The sequence below is a fragment of the Bifidobacterium cebidarum genome (assembly GCF_009193305.1).
Classification (GTDB): domain Bacteria; phylum Actinomycetota; class Actinomycetes; order Actinomycetales; family Bifidobacteriaceae; genus Bifidobacterium; species Bifidobacterium cebidarum.
The window spans coordinates 38,358-55,257 of record NZ_WBVS01000001.1; the positions used below are offsets into that span (position 1 = coordinate 38,358).

General features: G+C 59.2%; 16 protein-coding genes. 12 read left to right on the top strand and 4 right to left on the bottom strand.

Going from position 1 to position 16,900, the window contains the following annotated elements; all coding sequences use genetic code 11:
- Positions 1 to 31: 31 nt before the first annotated feature.
- Complete coding sequence (locus F7D08_RS00140; protein ID WP_152209076.1) at positions 32 to 790, bottom strand: TPM domain-containing protein; 759 nt, start codon at positions 788 to 790, stop codon at positions 32 to 34.
- Between the two features lie 242 nt (positions 791 to 1,032).
- On the opposite strand from F7D08_RS00140, the gene F7D08_RS00145 reads away from it, so the two are divergent.
- Positions 1,033 to 1,323, top strand: a complete 291-nt coding sequence (locus F7D08_RS00145) for a WXG100 family type VII secretion target (RefSeq protein ID WP_152208748.1) — start codon at positions 1,033 to 1,035, stop codon at positions 1,321 to 1,323.
- 135 nt (positions 1,324 to 1,458) lie between these two features.
- On the opposite strand, the gene groL is transcribed toward F7D08_RS00145, so the two are convergent.
- The 3 genes from groL to F7D08_RS00160 form a co-directional block, all read right to left on the bottom strand.
- Positions 1,459 to 3,084, bottom strand: a complete 1,626-nt coding sequence (groL, locus tag F7D08_RS00150) for a chaperonin GroEL (RefSeq protein ID WP_152208749.1) — start codon at positions 3,082 to 3,084, stop codon at positions 1,459 to 1,461.
- A 249-nt stretch (positions 3,085 to 3,333) separates the two neighbouring features.
- Complete coding sequence (locus F7D08_RS00155) at positions 3,334 to 3,573, bottom strand: cold-shock protein (RefSeq protein ID WP_033890233.1); 240 nt, start codon at positions 3,571 to 3,573, stop codon at positions 3,334 to 3,336.
- A gap of 307 nt (positions 3,574 to 3,880) precedes the next feature.
- The gene (locus tag F7D08_RS00160; protein WP_152208750.1) at positions 3,881 to 4,546 is read right to left on the bottom strand and encodes a LytR C-terminal domain-containing protein; all 666 of its coding nucleotides are present in this window, start codon (positions 4,544 to 4,546) and stop codon (positions 3,881 to 3,883) included.
- A gap of 113 nt (positions 4,547 to 4,659) precedes the next feature.
- Between F7D08_RS00160 and F7D08_RS00165 the strand changes: the two genes are divergently transcribed.
- From F7D08_RS00165 to F7D08_RS00215, 11 genes are all read left to right on the top strand, one after another.
- Positions 4,660 to 5,349: a uracil-DNA glycosylase gene (locus F7D08_RS00165; protein WP_152208751.1), complete on the top strand. Its 690-nt coding sequence runs from the start codon at positions 4,660 to 4,662 to the stop codon at positions 5,347 to 5,349.
- A gap of 85 nt (positions 5,350 to 5,434) precedes the next feature.
- Positions 5,435 to 6,526 (top strand): AAA family ATPase, encoded by a 1,092-nt coding sequence (locus F7D08_RS00170; RefSeq protein ID WP_152208752.1) that lies wholly within the window; start codon positions 5,435 to 5,437, stop codon positions 6,524 to 6,526.
- Complete coding sequence (locus tag F7D08_RS00175) at positions 6,523 to 7,470, top strand: DUF58 domain-containing protein (protein ID WP_193316121.1); 948 nt, start codon at positions 6,523 to 6,525, stop codon at positions 7,468 to 7,470. The genes F7D08_RS00170 and F7D08_RS00175 overlap by 4 nt, the downstream gene beginning before the upstream one ends.
- An 8-nt stretch (positions 7,471 to 7,478) precedes the next feature.
- Positions 7,479 to 8,024: a hypothetical protein gene (locus F7D08_RS00180; protein ID WP_226803205.1), complete on the top strand. Its 546-nt coding sequence runs from the start codon at positions 7,479 to 7,481 to the stop codon at positions 8,022 to 8,024.
- A complete protein-coding gene (locus tag F7D08_RS00185; RefSeq protein ID WP_152208754.1) occupies positions 8,021 to 9,079 on the top strand; it encodes a vWA domain-containing protein in 1,059 nt (352 codons plus the stop codon). Before F7D08_RS00180 ends, F7D08_RS00185 begins: the two co-directional genes overlap by 4 nt.
- Entirely contained in the window at positions 9,076 to 10,113 is a 1,038-nt protein-coding gene (locus F7D08_RS00190) for a vWA domain-containing protein (RefSeq protein ID WP_152208755.1), read from the top strand. The genes F7D08_RS00185 and F7D08_RS00190 overlap by 4 nt, the downstream gene beginning before the upstream one ends.
- A gap of 77 nt (positions 10,114 to 10,190) precedes the next feature.
- The gene (locus F7D08_RS00195) at positions 10,191 to 10,685 is read left to right on the top strand and encodes a DUF6466 family protein (RefSeq protein ID WP_152209078.1); all 495 of its coding nucleotides are present in this window, start codon (positions 10,191 to 10,193) and stop codon (positions 10,683 to 10,685) included.
- A 146-nt stretch (positions 10,686 to 10,831) separates the two neighbouring features.
- Positions 10,832 to 11,161: a hypothetical protein gene (locus tag F7D08_RS00200; protein WP_152208756.1), complete on the top strand. Its 330-nt coding sequence runs from the start codon at positions 10,832 to 10,834 to the stop codon at positions 11,159 to 11,161.
- 2 nt (positions 11,162 to 11,163) lie between these two features.
- Positions 11,164 to 12,771 (top strand): PGAP1-like alpha/beta domain-containing protein, encoded by a 1,608-nt coding sequence (locus F7D08_RS00205; protein WP_193316122.1) that lies wholly within the window; start codon positions 11,164 to 11,166, stop codon positions 12,769 to 12,771.
- A gap of 160 nt (positions 12,772 to 12,931) precedes the next feature.
- Positions 12,932 to 14,368 (top strand): adenylosuccinate lyase, encoded by a 1,437-nt coding sequence (purB, locus tag F7D08_RS00210; protein WP_152208758.1) that lies wholly within the window; start codon positions 12,932 to 12,934, stop codon positions 14,366 to 14,368.
- Between the two features lie 61 nt (positions 14,369 to 14,429).
- Positions 14,430 to 16,889: a lysylphosphatidylglycerol synthase transmembrane domain-containing protein gene (locus F7D08_RS00215; protein WP_404979635.1), complete on the top strand. Its 2,460-nt coding sequence runs from the start codon at positions 14,430 to 14,432 to the stop codon at positions 16,887 to 16,889.
- Positions 16,890 to 16,900: the final 11 nt, after the last annotated feature.

Below are 16,900 nucleotides of genomic sequence, written 5' to 3' on the forward strand. Positions count from 1 at the left end.
GTCTGAGCGTTTCCTGAATGTCCGCTTGAAGTTATTCGTTGTCGTGGTTATCAGCAGCTGACTGCGAGTCCAGCTTCGGGCCTGACTGCGAGTCCATTTCAGCCGCCTGCCGCGCCTTTCGTTGGGCCTTGCGCTGCGCGATCCTCGCCCGGCGGGCCTTCTTCTCGTTTCTGGAGAGCGTCTGACGATTCGCACGACGCGGCTTCTTGCCCTTGCTGCGAACTCGAATGATGATCATCAACGCCACCACGATGACCAACACCACCAGCACCACGATCATGGCGATCACGCCGATCGTGACAGACGAACTGGATGTGGAGGTCTTCTTGGATTGGATGATCTGCTCCATCATGGAGGTCGCGGAACCGGGCCAATCCGGCGTGCTTTTCATCAGCGGCTCCTGCGCCGCCGCAGACAGCTTATCGACCGTTTCCTGGCTTTTCAGCCATTCATCGGAATTCGAGGAGACAGCCACCACGAGATTGCCGTCGTTCGAGGCGACCGCCAGCAGCACGGTATTCGGCTTTGGATTGGTGGATTCCAGTACGGTACTGGCCCACTTCTGAGGCGTCTGATCACTGTTGAAACTCGACAGATACAGCAAATGCACATGCACACCGGTTTCCTGCTCGGTTTTGGCGATGGCATCCGTGACTTCCGCGGCATGGGACCCCAGGAGGTTCTCCGTATCGGTGATGTTATCGGTAATGGTGACGCCGCTGTTCGAACTGTTCGAATCATTGGCGCTGTCATCGGAGTTATCCCCATAGGCATAAGCGGTTGTCCACATGCAGCTCAGCATCATCGCAATCAGTACGGCAATGGCGCGAACAAGCCATTGCCTGGCCATACTATGAGTATTTTCCTCACCGTAGGCGGAAGCTAGAACCACATTGGTCGTTTGAACGGGTACCCAAGTCGAATTTGCCATAGGCTCCACATTAGCGTTCGGTATTCGCATTATCGAGCGTCATACACATACAACCCCACATGCAATCGCACATACGACCCAATAAGGAAAGGAGCTGTTCAATGCCCCAATATCAAGTGGATTCGGAACGAATCCAATCATCCTCGGCCGCCGTGGCTCAGTCCATCAGTCAGATTCGACAGGCCGTGAACGGCATGTACACCAATCTCAACGCCCTGCAAGAGGCGTGGCGAGGCTCAGCGGCCAGCCAATTCACCTCGGTTGCGGCACAGTGGCGTGCGGCACAGCAGCAGATGGAGGCATCATTGGAATCCATTCAGCAAAGCCTCGCCTCGGCCTCCACGGTTTATGCCGATGCGGAAGCCGCTGCTTCACGATTGTTCGTCCAGTAAAGCAGCAGGCAGCAAACCGATAATCACCGACAGACACGGCGCCGGAATCGAAAAAGGGAACTCCCCCGAAAAGGAGTTCCCTTCTATCAGCTATCGAGCTGTTGGCTTTGACGCTATCGGTCTAAACCGTCCGGATCAGTAGCCCATGTCAGCGCCAGCGGCCGGAGCAGCAGTCTTCGGCTCCGGCTTGTTGGCCACGACGGCCTCGGTGGTCAGGAACAGACCAGCGATGGAGGCGGCGTTCTGCAGAGCGGAACGGGTCACCTTGACCGGGTCGGTGACACCGGCGGCCAGCAGGTCCTCGTAGGTGTCGGTGGCGGCGTTGAAGCCTTCGCCGTCCGGCAGGGAGCGAACCTTGTTGATCACCACGTCGCCGGACACGCCAGCGTTCTCAGCGATCTGCTTGATCGGGGCTTCGATGGCGCGGAACACGATGGCGGCGCCGGTAGCCTCTTCGCCGGTCAGCGAGGTCACAGCCTCATCGGACTCGGCCTTGGCGGCAGCCTGAACGAGGGCCACGCCACCACCAGGCAGCAGGCCTTCCTCGATAGCGGCCTTGGCGTTGCGCACAGCGTCTTCGATGCGGTGCTTGCGCTCCTTGGCCTCGACCTCGGTGGCAGCGCCGACCTTGATGACGGCCACGCCGCCAGCCAGCTTGGCGAGACGCTCCTGCAGCTTCTCGCGATCGTAATCGGAATCGGTGTTCTCGATCTCAGCGCGAATCTGAGCCACGCGAGCGTCGATGTCTTCCTTGGAGCCAGCACCCTGAACGATGGTGGTCTCATCCTTGGAGACGATGACCTTCTTGGCATGGCCGAGCACGGACACGTCGATGGAGTCGAGCTTCAGGCCCAATTCGTCGGAGACGACCTGAGCGCCGGTCAGGATGGCCATATCCTGCAGCATGGCCTTACGGCGGTCGCCGAAGCCCGGGGCCTTGACGGCGCAGGACTTGAAGGTGCCGCGGATGTTGTTCAGGATCAGGGTCGGCAGAGCCTCGCCGTCAACGTCCTCAGCGATGATCAGCAGCGGCTTGCCGGTCTTCATGACCAGCTCGGCGACGTGGACGATGTCCTGCTGGGAGGAGACCTTGCCGCTCGTCAGCAGGATGTACGGATCTTCGAGAACAGCGGTCTGATCGTCAGCATTGGTGACGAAGTACGGGGCGATGTAGCCCTTGTCGAAGCGCATGCCCTCGGTGAAGTCGAGGTCCAGGCCGAAGCGGTTGTTGTCTTCAACGGTCACGACGCCATCCTGGCCGACCTTGTCCAGAGCCTCGGCGATCTTCTCGCCGACCTCAGGATCAGCGGCGGAGATGGTGGCGGTAGCGGCGATCTGGTCCTTGGTCTCAACGTCCTTGGCGGCTGCGACGAGCTCCTTGACGATGACCTCGGTGGCCTTCTCGATGCCGCGACGCAGAGCGATCGGGTTGGAACCGGCGACCACGTTCTTCAGGCCTTCGTGAACCAGGGACTGAGCCAGCACGGTTGCGGTGGTGGTGCCATCGCCGGCGACGTCGTCGGTCTTCTTGGCGACTTCCTTGACCAGCTCGGCGCCGATGCGCTCGTACGGATCCTCGAGATCGATCTCCTTGGCGATGGACACGCCATCGTTGGTGATGGTCGGAGCGCCATAGGTCTTGTCAAGCACGACGTTGCGGCCCTTCGGGCCCAGAGTGACCTTGACGGTGTTGGCGAGCTTGTCGAGGCCCTCCAGCATGCCCTGACGGGCTTCCTCATCATAAGAAATGATCTTTGCCATGGTTGTGTGTTCCTCCAAATGGCTATGTATACCGGTTATCACCCGCAAGCGCCGAGAACGAGTGCCGGCCGTCAGCTGCCGGTTATCACTCTCGACCTCCGAGTGCTAACTGAGACATTAGCACTCACCGACCGAGAGTGCCAACAAGCGCGTTTGCGATTGCGCTATGGGCATGAAATCACATACAAAAAAGCTCCGACTGCGAACCTGCCAGTCGGAGCTAATCAGCACCTTTGCGGGCAAAAACACTCACTCAGGGCGTTCTTCGCCAGAAGACAACTTGACGACGTCCTTAGCCTGAGTACCTTTACCGGACGAAACAGGCGTGTACTCCACCCGGTCGCCCTCATACAGCATCTTGAACTTGTTGTTGCTGCCGTCGTCCTTAATTTCCGCGTAATGCACGAAAACGTCCTCGCCTCCGCCGTCCGGCTGTATGAACCCGAACCCCTTCTTGGCAAGGAAGAACTTTACGGTACCTTGTGCCATATCTGATCTTTCCTTTGTTCCCTAGGCGTCGCGAAAAATGCCAATAGGGAACGTAGAAAGAACCGCATCGCGCTCCCCCCTACCTCGCGACTAGTGAAAGATTGTACCGTGAAGAGGGAACAATACAAATCGTGATGACAATACAGCAGGCGAACCGTCTCAATTAATGAGCGGAAGCCACCGGTCGGCTCCGGTAAAACAATAGCAAAATGCCGCCCTTGGCGATCAGCCAGAGCGGCATCCCAGCATATCCGCTATTCGATATGCATCATCGTTCCGAACATCGTAATCGACGCCGGACCGGCTATCAGTTCATCAGCACCACAATGATGGGAGTGGCCAACCCCTGCGCCTGCTGCACGGTGCTGATGCCCAATGTATTGGCCACATCCTGCGCGGTGGCCTTATCGGATTCGTTCTGGTACCACACCACCGTGGAGGAAGGCAACGAACCGGTCGGATTTGCCGCTTCGACACTGGTATACCCGGAAGTCTGCAGCACGTCGGCCTTCTGCCCCGCATATCCGGAGACGCCGGTTCCGTTCACCACGCGAATTTGTGTGGCCTTGTTCACAGCCGCGGTCTCGGTCTGCTGCTGAGCGCTTTGATCACCGCTCGAGGAATCCGAAGACGCATTGGAATCCGAGTTCGCGGAAGCATCGGAGCTTGACGAGTCAGCGGAATCCGAAGACGAATCGGACTTACTGGCATCAGACTTCTTCTCGGCCTTAGTGGCCGTGTCTGCCGTAGTCGAAGACTGCGTGGACTTCAGGTTCAGCAGGTTCTGGTATTCGCCGCTGCTCACAGCCCATGCGGCGAAGCCGCACAATGCCGCAACGAGAATCACGATGACAAACGGTGCAATGCGGGTGATCAGCGGACGAGAACCGCGATGGGCACCCACCGGGCCCTTCGGCGGATTATCGAAGAGGTCCTGCTCATATGATTCGTAGGTCACCTTGTCGCGCGCCATAAGCCGCCCTCCTTAATGCAAAACTACCCACGAGTGTAACCGTCCGGCACGAAATGGGCCACCACACCGCCTGCCATGCACGGTATATGCACGTTTGGCTACAGTATTGAATCATGATTAAACCATTGAGCGAATTGGTTGAACCGGGTTGGGCGAAGGCTCTGGCCGACGTGGAACCTGACATTCACCGCATGGGTGATTTTCTCAGAGCTGAAAACGCAGCCGGCCACCCCTGGCTTCCCGCGAGCCATAACGTGCTTCGAGCGTTCACCATTCCCTTCGATTCCATCAAGGTGCTGATTGTCGGGCAGGACCCCTACCCCACTCCGGGCCATCCGGTTGGCTTGAGCTTCTGCGTGGCACCGGATGTCCGCCCGCTGCCGAAAAGTCTGATCAATATATATAAGGAACTCGTCGACGATCTTGGGGTGCCGATGCCACCCAACGGCGATCTGACGCCGTGGACCGAACGCGGAGTGATGCTGCTCAACAGGTGCCTGACCGTACGCGTGGGTCAGCCGAATTCCCATCAGGGTAAAGGTTGGGAGCAGGTCACCGAAGCAGCCATCCGCGTGCTGAATGCCCGAGTGGATGACGGCGGCAGGCCGAAGCCACTGGTGGCGATTCTCTGGGGGCGTAATGCTCAGAGCCTTGAACCGCTGTTGACGAACGCGTTCATCATCAAATCCCCTCACCCGAGCCCGTTGTCAGCATCGCGCGGATTCTTTGGTTCCAAGCCGTTCTCCCGAGCGAATCAGGCTCTGGTTTCGATGGGCACCGAACCAGTGGATTGGCGACTGTAGCTTCGTCGGCCTTGCGCCCGGAACGCCGACGAAGCGCTCCGACGTTCTCAGCCGGCAGTCAGTGTAGGTAGTTACAGTGGTGGGCATGACTTTGTTCCCAACGCAACCGCAATTGCCTCCGCAACCGTCCGCGCAACGCCCACTCGCCACCCCCATGACGACGCCCGCGCCGGGTGCAGCTGCGCCTTTGGGCCTTGACGACGCCAAACGCGCACGTATGCTGGCGGACACCATCCGTTCCCGTTTCTCCCAGACATTGGTCGGTCAGGATAATCTGCGTGAATCCCTGATCGTCACATTGGTGGCGGGCGGCCATATTCTTATCGAATCGGTGCCCGGTCTGGCCAAGACCACCGCCGCGCAAACGTTGGCCACTTGCGTGTCCGGTTCCTTCAAGCGCGTGCAGTGCACGCCTGATCTGATGCCATCCGACCTGACCGGCACCCAGGTGTTTGATTTCGCCTCACAGAAGTTCACCACCCAGATCGGCCCGATCCATGCCAACTTCGTACTTCTGGACGAGATCAACCGTTCCAATGCGAAGACCCAGTCCGCCATGCTCGAGGCCATGGCCGAAGGCGCCACCACCATCGGCGGCCAGCGCATCGCCCTGCCTCAGCCGTTCATGGTAATCGCCACTGAAAACCCCATCGAAGAGGAAGGCACGTTCAACCTGCCCGAGGCCCAGATGGATCGTTTCATGATGAAGGCCGTGATGACCTATCCGACCGCCGACGAAGAGACACGCATGCTGGCCATGCTCACCCGTCGCGGTTCGGACATGATCGGCCCGGACACCATCACCGGCGAGCGCATCACCGTCTCCGATGTGGAGTTCCTGCGCAAGGCTTCGCGTCGCGTTCACGTTTCGGATGCCATCATGAAGTACGCGGTTGATATCGCCGCCACGTCCCGAGGCGCGGGTTCCCGTCCGATCAAGGGGCTTTCCACGCTGGTTCGTTTGGGCGCGTCCCCTCGCGCCACCATCGCCCTAGTCCGCATCGGCCAGGCCAAGGCGCTGCTCTCCGGTCGTGATTATGTGGTGCCGGAAGACATCAAGGCGTTCGCCCACGAGGTGTTGCGTCATCGTATTGTGCTCACATTCGAAGCGCTGGCGGATGGTGTGATCAGCGATCAGATCGTGGACAAGATCGTCGAAACGGTTCCTGTTCCGTGAGTTCCGATTCCATCCGCAGAAAGATCGAGACCCTCGGCACCCAGATGAGCCTGCCCACTGTGCGCAAGGCGCTGGGCGTTCTGGAAGGGGAGCACGCGTCCGGCCGCCGCGGCGGCAATGGCGACGTTATGGATGTGCGCGCCTATGAACCCGGTGATGAGTCTCGTCTCATCGACTGGAAGACCAGCGCCAGGCAAGGGCATCCAATGGTGGTGCAGCGCGAGAGGCTTTCCACTTCCCGCGTATGGCTGCTTATGGATGTCGGCCGCGAAATGACCGGCGCATGCCCCTCCGGGGAACGGGCGTATGAGATCGCCGCCAACGCGTTGCGCATGTTCGCAGCGTTGTCTTTGCGTCGCGCCGACGATGTGTCGATTGTGTTCGGCGATGAGTCGAGCATCACCCGAATCCCGTTCAACGGCGGTTTCGCCCAGTTCGAACGGACGTTGGATGCATCGCTGCAGCGAGCGTGGCAGCATAAGCGCAATATCGACGCGCTGCTTGAGTATGCCCGTCGCATCAGGGATCGTCACGCACTGATCGTATTGGCCACCGACGAACTTGCGATAACCGAGCGGCATCTGGTCCAATTCCGCCGTATTGCTCGCACCCATCCGATTGTGCTGATCGATGTGGCGACGCTCAACCCGTTCAAGCCCTTGGCCAAAGGCCATGACGCTCCTTTGGATGGAGTGACCAATCGCAGGGTGCCGGCGTTCATGCGCTCCAAGATCAGCGCCCAACAGGTTTCAACCCATCGCCAATATCTTGCCGCCGCATTGGAGCAGGAGCTGAACCGCACCGGATCGTTCATGATCCGGGCCGATTCAAGTGAGGATATGTTCAACCGTTTCGTACAACTGGTTTCCGTGGCACTGGCACGTACCACACGCAATCAACTCGGCGAGGCACCTGAATTGATGCTGGCTGGTGATCGTTCATGATCCCATTCGTGTCATCATTGACATTGGTCCTGGCCGTGGATCCAGACGACCTGCATCCGACCGGCTTGTTGTCCATCACCGGCCCATTGATCGCGATCATCACCATATGCATCGCACTTGCCATCGGACTGGTGGTTGCCGCGATCGTGCTGTCCCGCCCCGCGCGCAAACCCCGCAAGGCCAAGCAGCTTCGCGGCGCGCATCGCAATGCTGGATCCAAGGCGATATGGCATGCACGCATCGACGACGTGCTCGCACGCCACGAGCGTGGCGATATCAGTCGCGAGGAGGCTTTCGTGCAGTTGGCATTGATCGCACGCGATTTCGCTTCCGATGCCAGCGGCCGGCCGCTCAACTCCAGCACGCTGACCGATTTGATGCGAATCGACCGCACTTCGACGAATCGGCAGGGTCTGGATACATTGCGCCAGACCATCGAGGCTTTGTATCCACCTGAGTTCGCCGACCCCGCATTCAACGCTCACGCGCAAACCGTTACCGTCGATCAGGCCGCCGAATGGGTTGCCAATCTGGTGGAAAGGTGGCGTTCATGATGTTGACATGGCACTGGCCTTGGGCCGCATTGGCCGGCGCGCTGGTGGCGCTGGCTTTGATCGTGCTGGTCGTGGCGTTCTCCCGGCGTGCGAGCAGCTCCGACGAGGCCGTATTCTCATTGGATGATGATCTCAACACCGAGCATGCCTCCAAACTGTTCCGGCAGTGGCGCGCGCTGAACCGCGTGGCAGTGGCCATGGTGACGATCGCGCTTGCGCTCGGCATCGCATTGGTGGCCCGTCCCTCTCAGGTGGATGCCAGCGATGAGCGTTCCTCCAGCAGGGACATCGTGCTTTGCCTCGACGTATCCGGGTCCACGCTGCCTTATGACCGCGAAGTAATCGATACGTATCTCGAGCTAATCAAGCATTTCGAGGGCGAGCGCATCGGCCTGAGCATCTTCAACTCCACATCGCGCACGGTATTCCCGCTCACCGATGACTACGAGTTGGTCACCAAGCAGCTCACAGCCGCCAGCAAAGCGCTTAAAGGCGTGGAGACCCAGGATGATATCGACAACATGTCCGATGCCGATTATCAGAAGATCGCCGATTGGCTGGAAGGCACCCAGAATCGAAAGGACGCCACATCGCTGATCGGCGATGGCGTGGTTTCCTGCGCTGCCATGCTTCCCGGTTTCGCTTACGGTTCCGCGACGGCGGCGAATGCCGAACGCCAGCGTGCGGCTTCTATCGTGCTGGCCACCGATAACGTGGTTTCCGGCAAGCCCACCTATACCCTTTCCGAGGCGCTCGACCTGACCCAGCAGACCAAGATCTCCGTGGATGGCCTGTATTCCGGCCCGAAATCCAACGAAGGCGATCAGACCACATTGGATATGAAGTCGGCCATCGAATCCCATGGCGGAGTGTTCCTCACCCAATCCAACGGTCAATCCGTCAACGAACTCGTGAAGGATATCCAATCGCGTCGAGACGCCGAATCCAGCAACAAGGCCAAGGCTTCGATGTCCGACGCCCCCGGCTGGTGGACTCTCGCGTTGGCCGTGACGTTGGCTGTGGCGATGATATGCGTTTGGAGGTTGAAGCGATGAGCGGATTCACCTTCTCCCCCGCTTTGGGTTGGATCGTGGGCGGCGCCTTCGCCGGCGTTTTGGCACTCATGGCCGTGGTTGAAGTCACGCAGTTCGTGCACAGGCGCAAGTCCAATGCCACCGATGAAACGGCATGGGCATGCGTCCGCCGCACCGTATTGCTGATCATTGCCGCGTTCATGGTGCTGACCCCTAGCGTGGTGGCACCCACCACGTCACGAGCCATCAACGCCACCGATGTGATCGTAGCCGTGGACACCACTGGCTCAATGGCGGTTGCCGATGCGCATTATGGCTCTGACGAGACGATCACCCGCATCGAGGCCGCGCGCAAAGCCGTGCATGATGTGACGGCCGCTTATGCGGATGCCAGCTTCGCCGCTTTGCGGTTCGGCGCTTCCGGCACCCTTGATGTGCCGCTTACCCCGGATGCGCCAGCCATCGATAACTGGGCGGATACGCTGGCCGTGGAGTCCACTTCCGTGTCCGCCGGTTCAAGTCTGGATGCACCAATCGATCAGTTGCTGGTCGCCGCAAAAGCCATTCGCGACGCTCATCCCGATGATGCAATCGTGCTGTACATCATCACTGACGGCGAGCAGACTTCGAATGTGACCCGACGCTCGTTCTCCTCACTTCGGCAGTATGTGGATGACGGCTTCACCGTTGGAGTAGGTTCCACTGAGGGCGGCAAGATTCCAGTGGTGGCTGATGGCGTAGGCGCGGGGGATTCGAACACCACCGACCAATGGGTCACCGATCCGGATACCGGCCAGCCTGGCATTTCAAAAATGGATGAGAAGAATCTGAAAGACATCGCCGACGAAATCAGCGGCACCTATGTTGCAGTGGATTCCGCAAATACCATGGCATCAGAGACCTCATCCAAGGCATCTCGGCGGTGGAGAATCACCACTACCACCAAGGAGCGCACACGCACCACGCCCGTGGTGTGGCCCCTCGCCATTGCGGCGACGCTGCTGCTCGCTTGGGAATTGGGGGCCTGGATCGCTACGTCAAGGAGGTTGCTGTGAACGCATCCGATATCGCTCATTCTTCCCGCGCCCGCGTATCCGTCGGCGTGCGCATCACGTTGATCATCGCGGCGGTTGTGCTGACGGCATTGGCCGGCATCGCCGCGGTGAATCTTTCCGCGGCTGTCAAATTCAATCAGGCCACCAGCTCGCTTAACGCGAATATCAAAGCGGCCCAGCAAGAGTCCACTGACATCAATACGCTGCATGCGCAACAGCAGCAGACCGACGCCCAGTTCGCCGAGGCCGGTCAGATGCGCACGGTGCTGCTGCCACAGATCCGAGATGCAATCGACGCCAACGCGTCAGTTTCCTCCGAATTGACCAAAATCACGCTCAAGCAGGCTGAAGTCCAGCAAAACGGCGACAGTAGCAGCGAGACGGCGGCCCAACAGTCCGGCAATGTCTCCAAGTCCAATGCCAAAAAGGGCGGCGCACTGACCGAAGAGCAAAAGAAGCAGGTTGAGGAGCTGATGAAGGCCAATCAGCAATCCACTGACACGCAGTCCAATGCCAAGTCAGAGCAGAAGACTCAGCAGAACAAGGGCAGTGGGTCCACCAAACCCTGGTGATGGTTTTGTAACGACGGGACCGCGATATGGCCTAGGGCTGGTTTATGCACAACAAATGTGTATAAACCAGCCCTTTTTCCATAAGCTCGGACCACACAGGTCGATTCGGCTGGACAAGCTGCGCCCGTATCCCGTTAAGTGGATTCATGAGTATTTTCACCACCCATAGCGCGGCTCAGACAGCAACGCCAATTGATCCTATATCCGGATTCGCCGGTAATACGGTGACGCCGTTCAGCTACGGCGTTTGCCCATGCCACCAAGCCGTGGAACGCAGCCGCAATCTCATCGGCGTGCAGCAAGCAGCCACGCGAGCCGTCTGCGAGCGCCTTGCCGAGGCATCCGCTCGAGCCAAAGGCATTGTATGGACCGGTAATGCCGCAAATCTTTTCCGCTCCAGATTGGACGAGCTGGCGAAAACCTCGCAGTCGCTCACATCAGCGATAGAGACCACGCATCAGCTGGCATGGAGTTAATCATGGTGCAGACGAACTATTACTGGCAAGTGGAATCCTCGATTTATGGAGGAATCGGCTACGCTCCGGCCACCTTGGAGGAATATACGGCCATAGCCAAGGCTCTTGACGCCGAAGCGTCCGGCTTCGACATGCTTTCCGTCTCGTGGAGCAACGCGGCGATGCAATTGCAATCACATAGCACCAGCGCACCGTTGTGCCCCACGCTCTCGACCGGAGACCCATTGACGAAAGTCGCGGGGCATGAGACCGTGCCGTATGCGGCATTGGGGCAACGATGCCAAGAGCATGCCGTGGCATGCCGCAAACTCAGCATCGATCTTGCCGATACGGCCAGTCTGCTGATTCGCGCACACGCCTTGTATTCCGAAGCCGAACTTCAAGCCCGGCGCAACTTCACCGAACTGATTCAGGCCGGTACCCAGTTCAGGCCCGGCCATGCCGCGATAGGCACCGCTGCGGTGGCCCTTGGAGGACTGCTTTCAGGATGGGTCATAGAGGGCAGGCCAAACGCATCGTGGATGTCCACGTCCACGTATCCGATCCAGGAAGGCGTGATGAGCGGGGCGGGAGCGCTACTGGGCGGCGTGCCCATTGGCAAAGGCTTGGCACATACCGACGAAGTGAATCAAGGCGCAGGGAAAATCGCCAAGGTTTCAGGGCCGATCAAGGATATTGCGCAAGGCAATCATATCGATATCACCGAGGTCCACGCACGCAACGAAGTGGTGGGCGCGAGCAACAGCGTCAGCACGTCGATGGAGAACCTGCGGCGTCTGGCCGAAGAGCGTCTGGGCAAGATCGACCTTGATAGCGGACTCGAATACGGCACCATAGCCATCCAGCGATATGAGAAATCGGATGGCGGCAACGCCTGGCTGGTCACTATCCCGGGGACGGATGGCAAGTCCGACTCTCCGTTCGGCTGGGAACAGAACGTCGAGCTGATGAGCTCGGACAAAGAACGTCGGATTCGTGCCGATAGCGTGCGTATGGTCACTCAGGCCATGGAGCAGGCAGGCATCGGAGCCGACGAACCTGTGGCGCTGATAGGTCATTCGCAGGGCGGCATCGTGGCCGCGACCATCGCATCGGACTGGTCCGAAGCATACAACATCGAGCATGTGGTGACCGCTGGCTCTCCGGTGGCGAACCATCCCATCCCCGCCGATACATGGGTGACCAGCGTGGAGATCGATGACGAGCTGGTCGGCGCCTTGGATGGAGCGGCAAACCCGGCGACCAAGAATTGGCTCACCATTCGCGGGCATGTCTCGCCCGCGCCTGAAGCCACAGCGGGCAGCATCAATGCCGATGGCTCCTGCGCACCTGGGGCCACGCCGATTTATGGCGCCACTCCATACGATGCCGCACCGGTGGCAGGAGGATCCACCGAGGGGCGAGAAATCAGCCATTGGATCAAATACCATCAAGCCGCCTACCAAAACGCCACCGATTTGGGATCGCCGGCGCTGCAACGTCACGAAGCGCATTTCCAAGGCGTAATCAACGGGGAGTTGAAAGAAACCCGCTACTTCCAAGGCCGTATGACCGCAAGCACCGCTCTGGCGCCATCCGACTATTCAGAGGAGATCGACACCTTCCGCTAAGCACATCAATATCCCGATGGCATGGGCAATGATGGAGGCAATCGCCACAGCCGATCAGCGATTGATCCCAGCCGTCCGCCAACGCGCCCATCAGCTGCTCAACACGTGGAGCCATGCATCCGGATTTGCCGGTTCACGGCTGGAAGTACCCTAGGAGATTATGAAGCTTACCGATATTTCCCCCGCAATCGCATTGACCCCGCTTGATGGCCGTTACCATAACGCCACCGCCCCGCTCGTGGAATACCTGAGCGAACCCGCACTGAACCGCGAGCGCATGCGCGTCGAGGTCGAGTGGATGATTCTTCTGGCCAACGGCTTCGATGGCAACGGCAACCAGCCGATCGTGGACGGCGTCCACCCGTTCACCGATCAGGAGAAGGCGTTCCTGCGCTCCATCCCCGAGGATTTCGGTGCTGAAGGCATCGCCGCGCATGCCGCACATGAAGCCGTGACCCACCACGATGTGAAGGCCGTGGAATACTACATCGATGATCAGTTCGCCAAGGCTCCGGCCGATCTGACCAACATCAACGATGCGCTGAAGACCCTCGTGCATTTCGCCTGCACGTCCGAGGACATCAACAATCTTTCCATCGCCCGCTGCGTGAAGAACGCGATGGAGAACGTGTGGACCCCGGCATTCAAGGAGATCATCGACCACCTTGCCGCAAAGGCTGAAGAATACAAGGATAAGGCCCTGTTGTCCCTGACCCACGGTCAGCCGGCAACCCCGACCACGCTCGGCAAGGAGCTGGCGGTCTATGTCTACCGTCTGAACCGTCAGCTGAAGCACATCGAAAACCAGGAGTATCTGGGTAAGATCAACGGCGCCACCGGCACGTTCGGCGCTCATCTGGCCGCATGCCCGGATGTGGACTGGGTCGCGGTCTCCCGTGAGTTCGTCACCAACCGTATGGGACTGACCTGGAACCCGCTGACCACCCAGATCGAATCCCACGACTGGCAGGCCGAGCTCTATTCCACCGTCTCCCACGCGAACCGCATCATGCACAACCTGTGCGTGGACGTGTGGATGTACATCTCCCGTGGCGTGTTCGCCCAGGTGCCCGTCAAGGGCGCCACCGGCTCCTCCACCATGCCGCACAAGGTGAACCCGATTCGCTTCGAGAACGCCGAGGCCAACTTCGAGATTTCCTGCTCGCTGCTCGACACGCTTTCCGCAACGCTTGTGGAATCCCGTTGGCAGCGCGATCTGACCGATTCCACCACCCAGCGCAACATCGGTTCCGCGCTCGGCTACTCCCAGCTGGCCCTGTACAACCTGATGGGTGGCTTGAAGTCCATTCACCCGAATGATCATGTGATCTCCCGCGAACTGGATGAGAACTGGGAGGTGCTTGGCGAGCCGATCCAGACCGCCATGCGCGCCTGCGAGCTTCGCGGTCTGCCGGGCATGGACAAGCCATATGAGAAGGTCAAGGAATTGATGCGCGGCCATGAGATCAACAAGGAACAGGTCGAGGCTTTCATCGATCAGCAGTCCTTCGACCCCGAGACCGCGGCTCGCCTCAAGGCTCTGACCCCTGCCACCTACACCGGCGTGGCTTCCAAGCTGGTAGCGTTTGACCGCTGAATCGCATAAAGTCTTGTAGACACACACTAAGGCGCGTGCGCGATTGCGTACGCGCCTTACCATTAGAGCACAATTCCCCTCATTCCAGCATCGAACAGGAGTTCAGGTGGCAGAACCGGTTATCGACGACGTAGCGCCTCGTCGCACCCGTGATTTCGCAGATCTAACCAGAGCGGCAATAGCTCTGTTGACTGCAGCCGTCGTGATGGTGTTCGCCGTGTTCATGGGCGGCATGACCCGTGGCGTCGAATCCGACGCGCATACCGCGGCACAGGCCATCAACTGGCTGGCCAACTATCCTTCCACTGTGCTGACCCAACTGGTGACCATCATCATGGTGGTCATCGTGCTGGCACAGATTCTTTTAGCTCGAGAATGGCTGCAAGCCGCCGTCTCCGCCATCGCCATGCTTGCCGGATATGGCACGGTATGGGCCATATCGACACTGATCAGCGGGCTCAGCGATCAGACGCTCGCCTTGGCGTTGGTCTCCGCCGCCACCTCATTCGGATCGGGACTTCTGCCGGACATGTATGCCGGCATGGCCGCATTCCTGACGGCGGCAGGCCCTCGCCGCACCCGCTCCAGCGTGAAATGGAGTTGGAACATCCTGTATGTCACCGCCGTGGTCATGGTGGTGCTTTCATGGCACTCCGTCACCGGCATGCTGGTTTCCATGACCGCGGGACGCACCGTCGGCATGCTGATCCGATTCATCGTCGGCACGCAGAACAAAGGCATTTGGGGCATGCCATTAGTGACGGCGCTGAAAGGTATTGGACTTGATGCCGCATCCTTGATGAGACATCAGGAGCCGGTGATGGTGAAGCGTGGATCATTGGCCGCCTCGCTGGAAGATGATCTGACCGCAGGTTCACGGCTCTATGATCTCGAAACCACTGATGGCCGGAAATTCATCGTATCGGTGATTGATGCGCAGACGCATACGGTCGGCTATCTCAAGCAGGTTTGGGATTGGATTCGTTTCACCAGCGTGTCCATCCGCCGAGACAAGTCCGTGCGCGACGCCGTGCAGCATCATTTCTCCATGCTGTTGGGGCTGCACAACATCAAGCTTCCCGCCCCTGCCCCCTATGGCATCGCCGATACCGACGAATCCGCCATCCTGGTGTTGGATGCACACACAATCGCTATGCCCGCCAACCTCAAGACATTGACCAAAGCCGACGCCGTGGCGTATATGCGGTATCTGTCGGTGGCCAATCGCCGCGGATACACGCATCGACGCATCACGCCTGATACGCTGGCGCGTCTTGAAGACGGCACTCCCGTAATCGCCGGTTGGATGAATGGCGATAACGCCTCCAGCCCGGCGAATACCGCACTCGATAAAGTCCAATTACTGTCCTTGCTCGCCGCGTTGATCGGCGTGCAGCCAGCCATCGATGCGGCCCGTGAGGCGTGGGGCGATCTGACGATGAGCACACTCGCGCCATTCATTCAGAAAGTGGCCGTCCCCTCCCCCACTCGCGCCTTGGACACGTGGGACAAACAACTGTTGAAGGCCTTGCGCAGCAGCATCACCGCACTGTCCGATGAAGATACCGTCGAATCCGCCGAACCAGTGACGTTGGCCCGGTTCTCCTGGCGCTCGATGATCACGATGCTGCTGGTCATCGTGGCCGTGGTCGTGGTCTTCACCCAGCTCAAACCAGAAGAGATCATCGATGCCTTGACGAACGCGAATCCGATTATGGCCGTGGTGACGCTCACATTCGGCATCTGCGGTTGGATCGGCTCATCCATTTCGCTGGGTGCACTGATGGACCGCAACAGGCGTGATGCCACTGGCGTATTCATGAGCCAGGTCGCCGGAGGCTTCGCCACCGTGTCCATGCCGGCCGGCGTCGGCCCCTCCTTCGTGAACTTGCAGTTCCTGAGAAAATCCGGGTACCGCAACACCACGGCCACGGCCATTATGAGCGCCGCGCTGGTGGTGTATTACGTGGTCTATTTCGCCATGTTGGTGCTCATCGGCATGTTCACCGGCCGCAATATGCTCTCCGGCGCGATCCCCACGAATACGTTGGTGATCGTGCTCGGCGCAGTAGTTGTGGTGATTTCCATCGCCATGATGATTCCACCGGTACGCCATTGGGTGATGCAGCAACTGATGCCGCTCGCCAAAACCTATATCAACCAATTATTCGATGTGCTGTCTCAGCCGAAGCAACTGGCCATCAGCTGCGCTGGCGCATTATTCCAGAACATCACCACCGGGTTGGCATTCTGGTCTGCGTTGCAGGCTTTCGGGTATTCCACCAATCCGATTGAGACCACGTTCGTATTCATGCTGGCCTACGCGCTTGGTTCCGCCGTTCCGACTCCGGGCGGTTTGGGTGGCGTGGAAGCAGCCTTGACGTTCGCATTCGTCGCCGTGGGCGTTCCTCAGGCCGTGGCGTTGTCCGCGACATTGCTGCACCGTGTGGTGTTCTACTGGCTGCGTATCCCCCTGGGCGCGGCTGCCATGAAATGGCTGGCGCAGCACAATCTTGTGTGATTGGCATATAG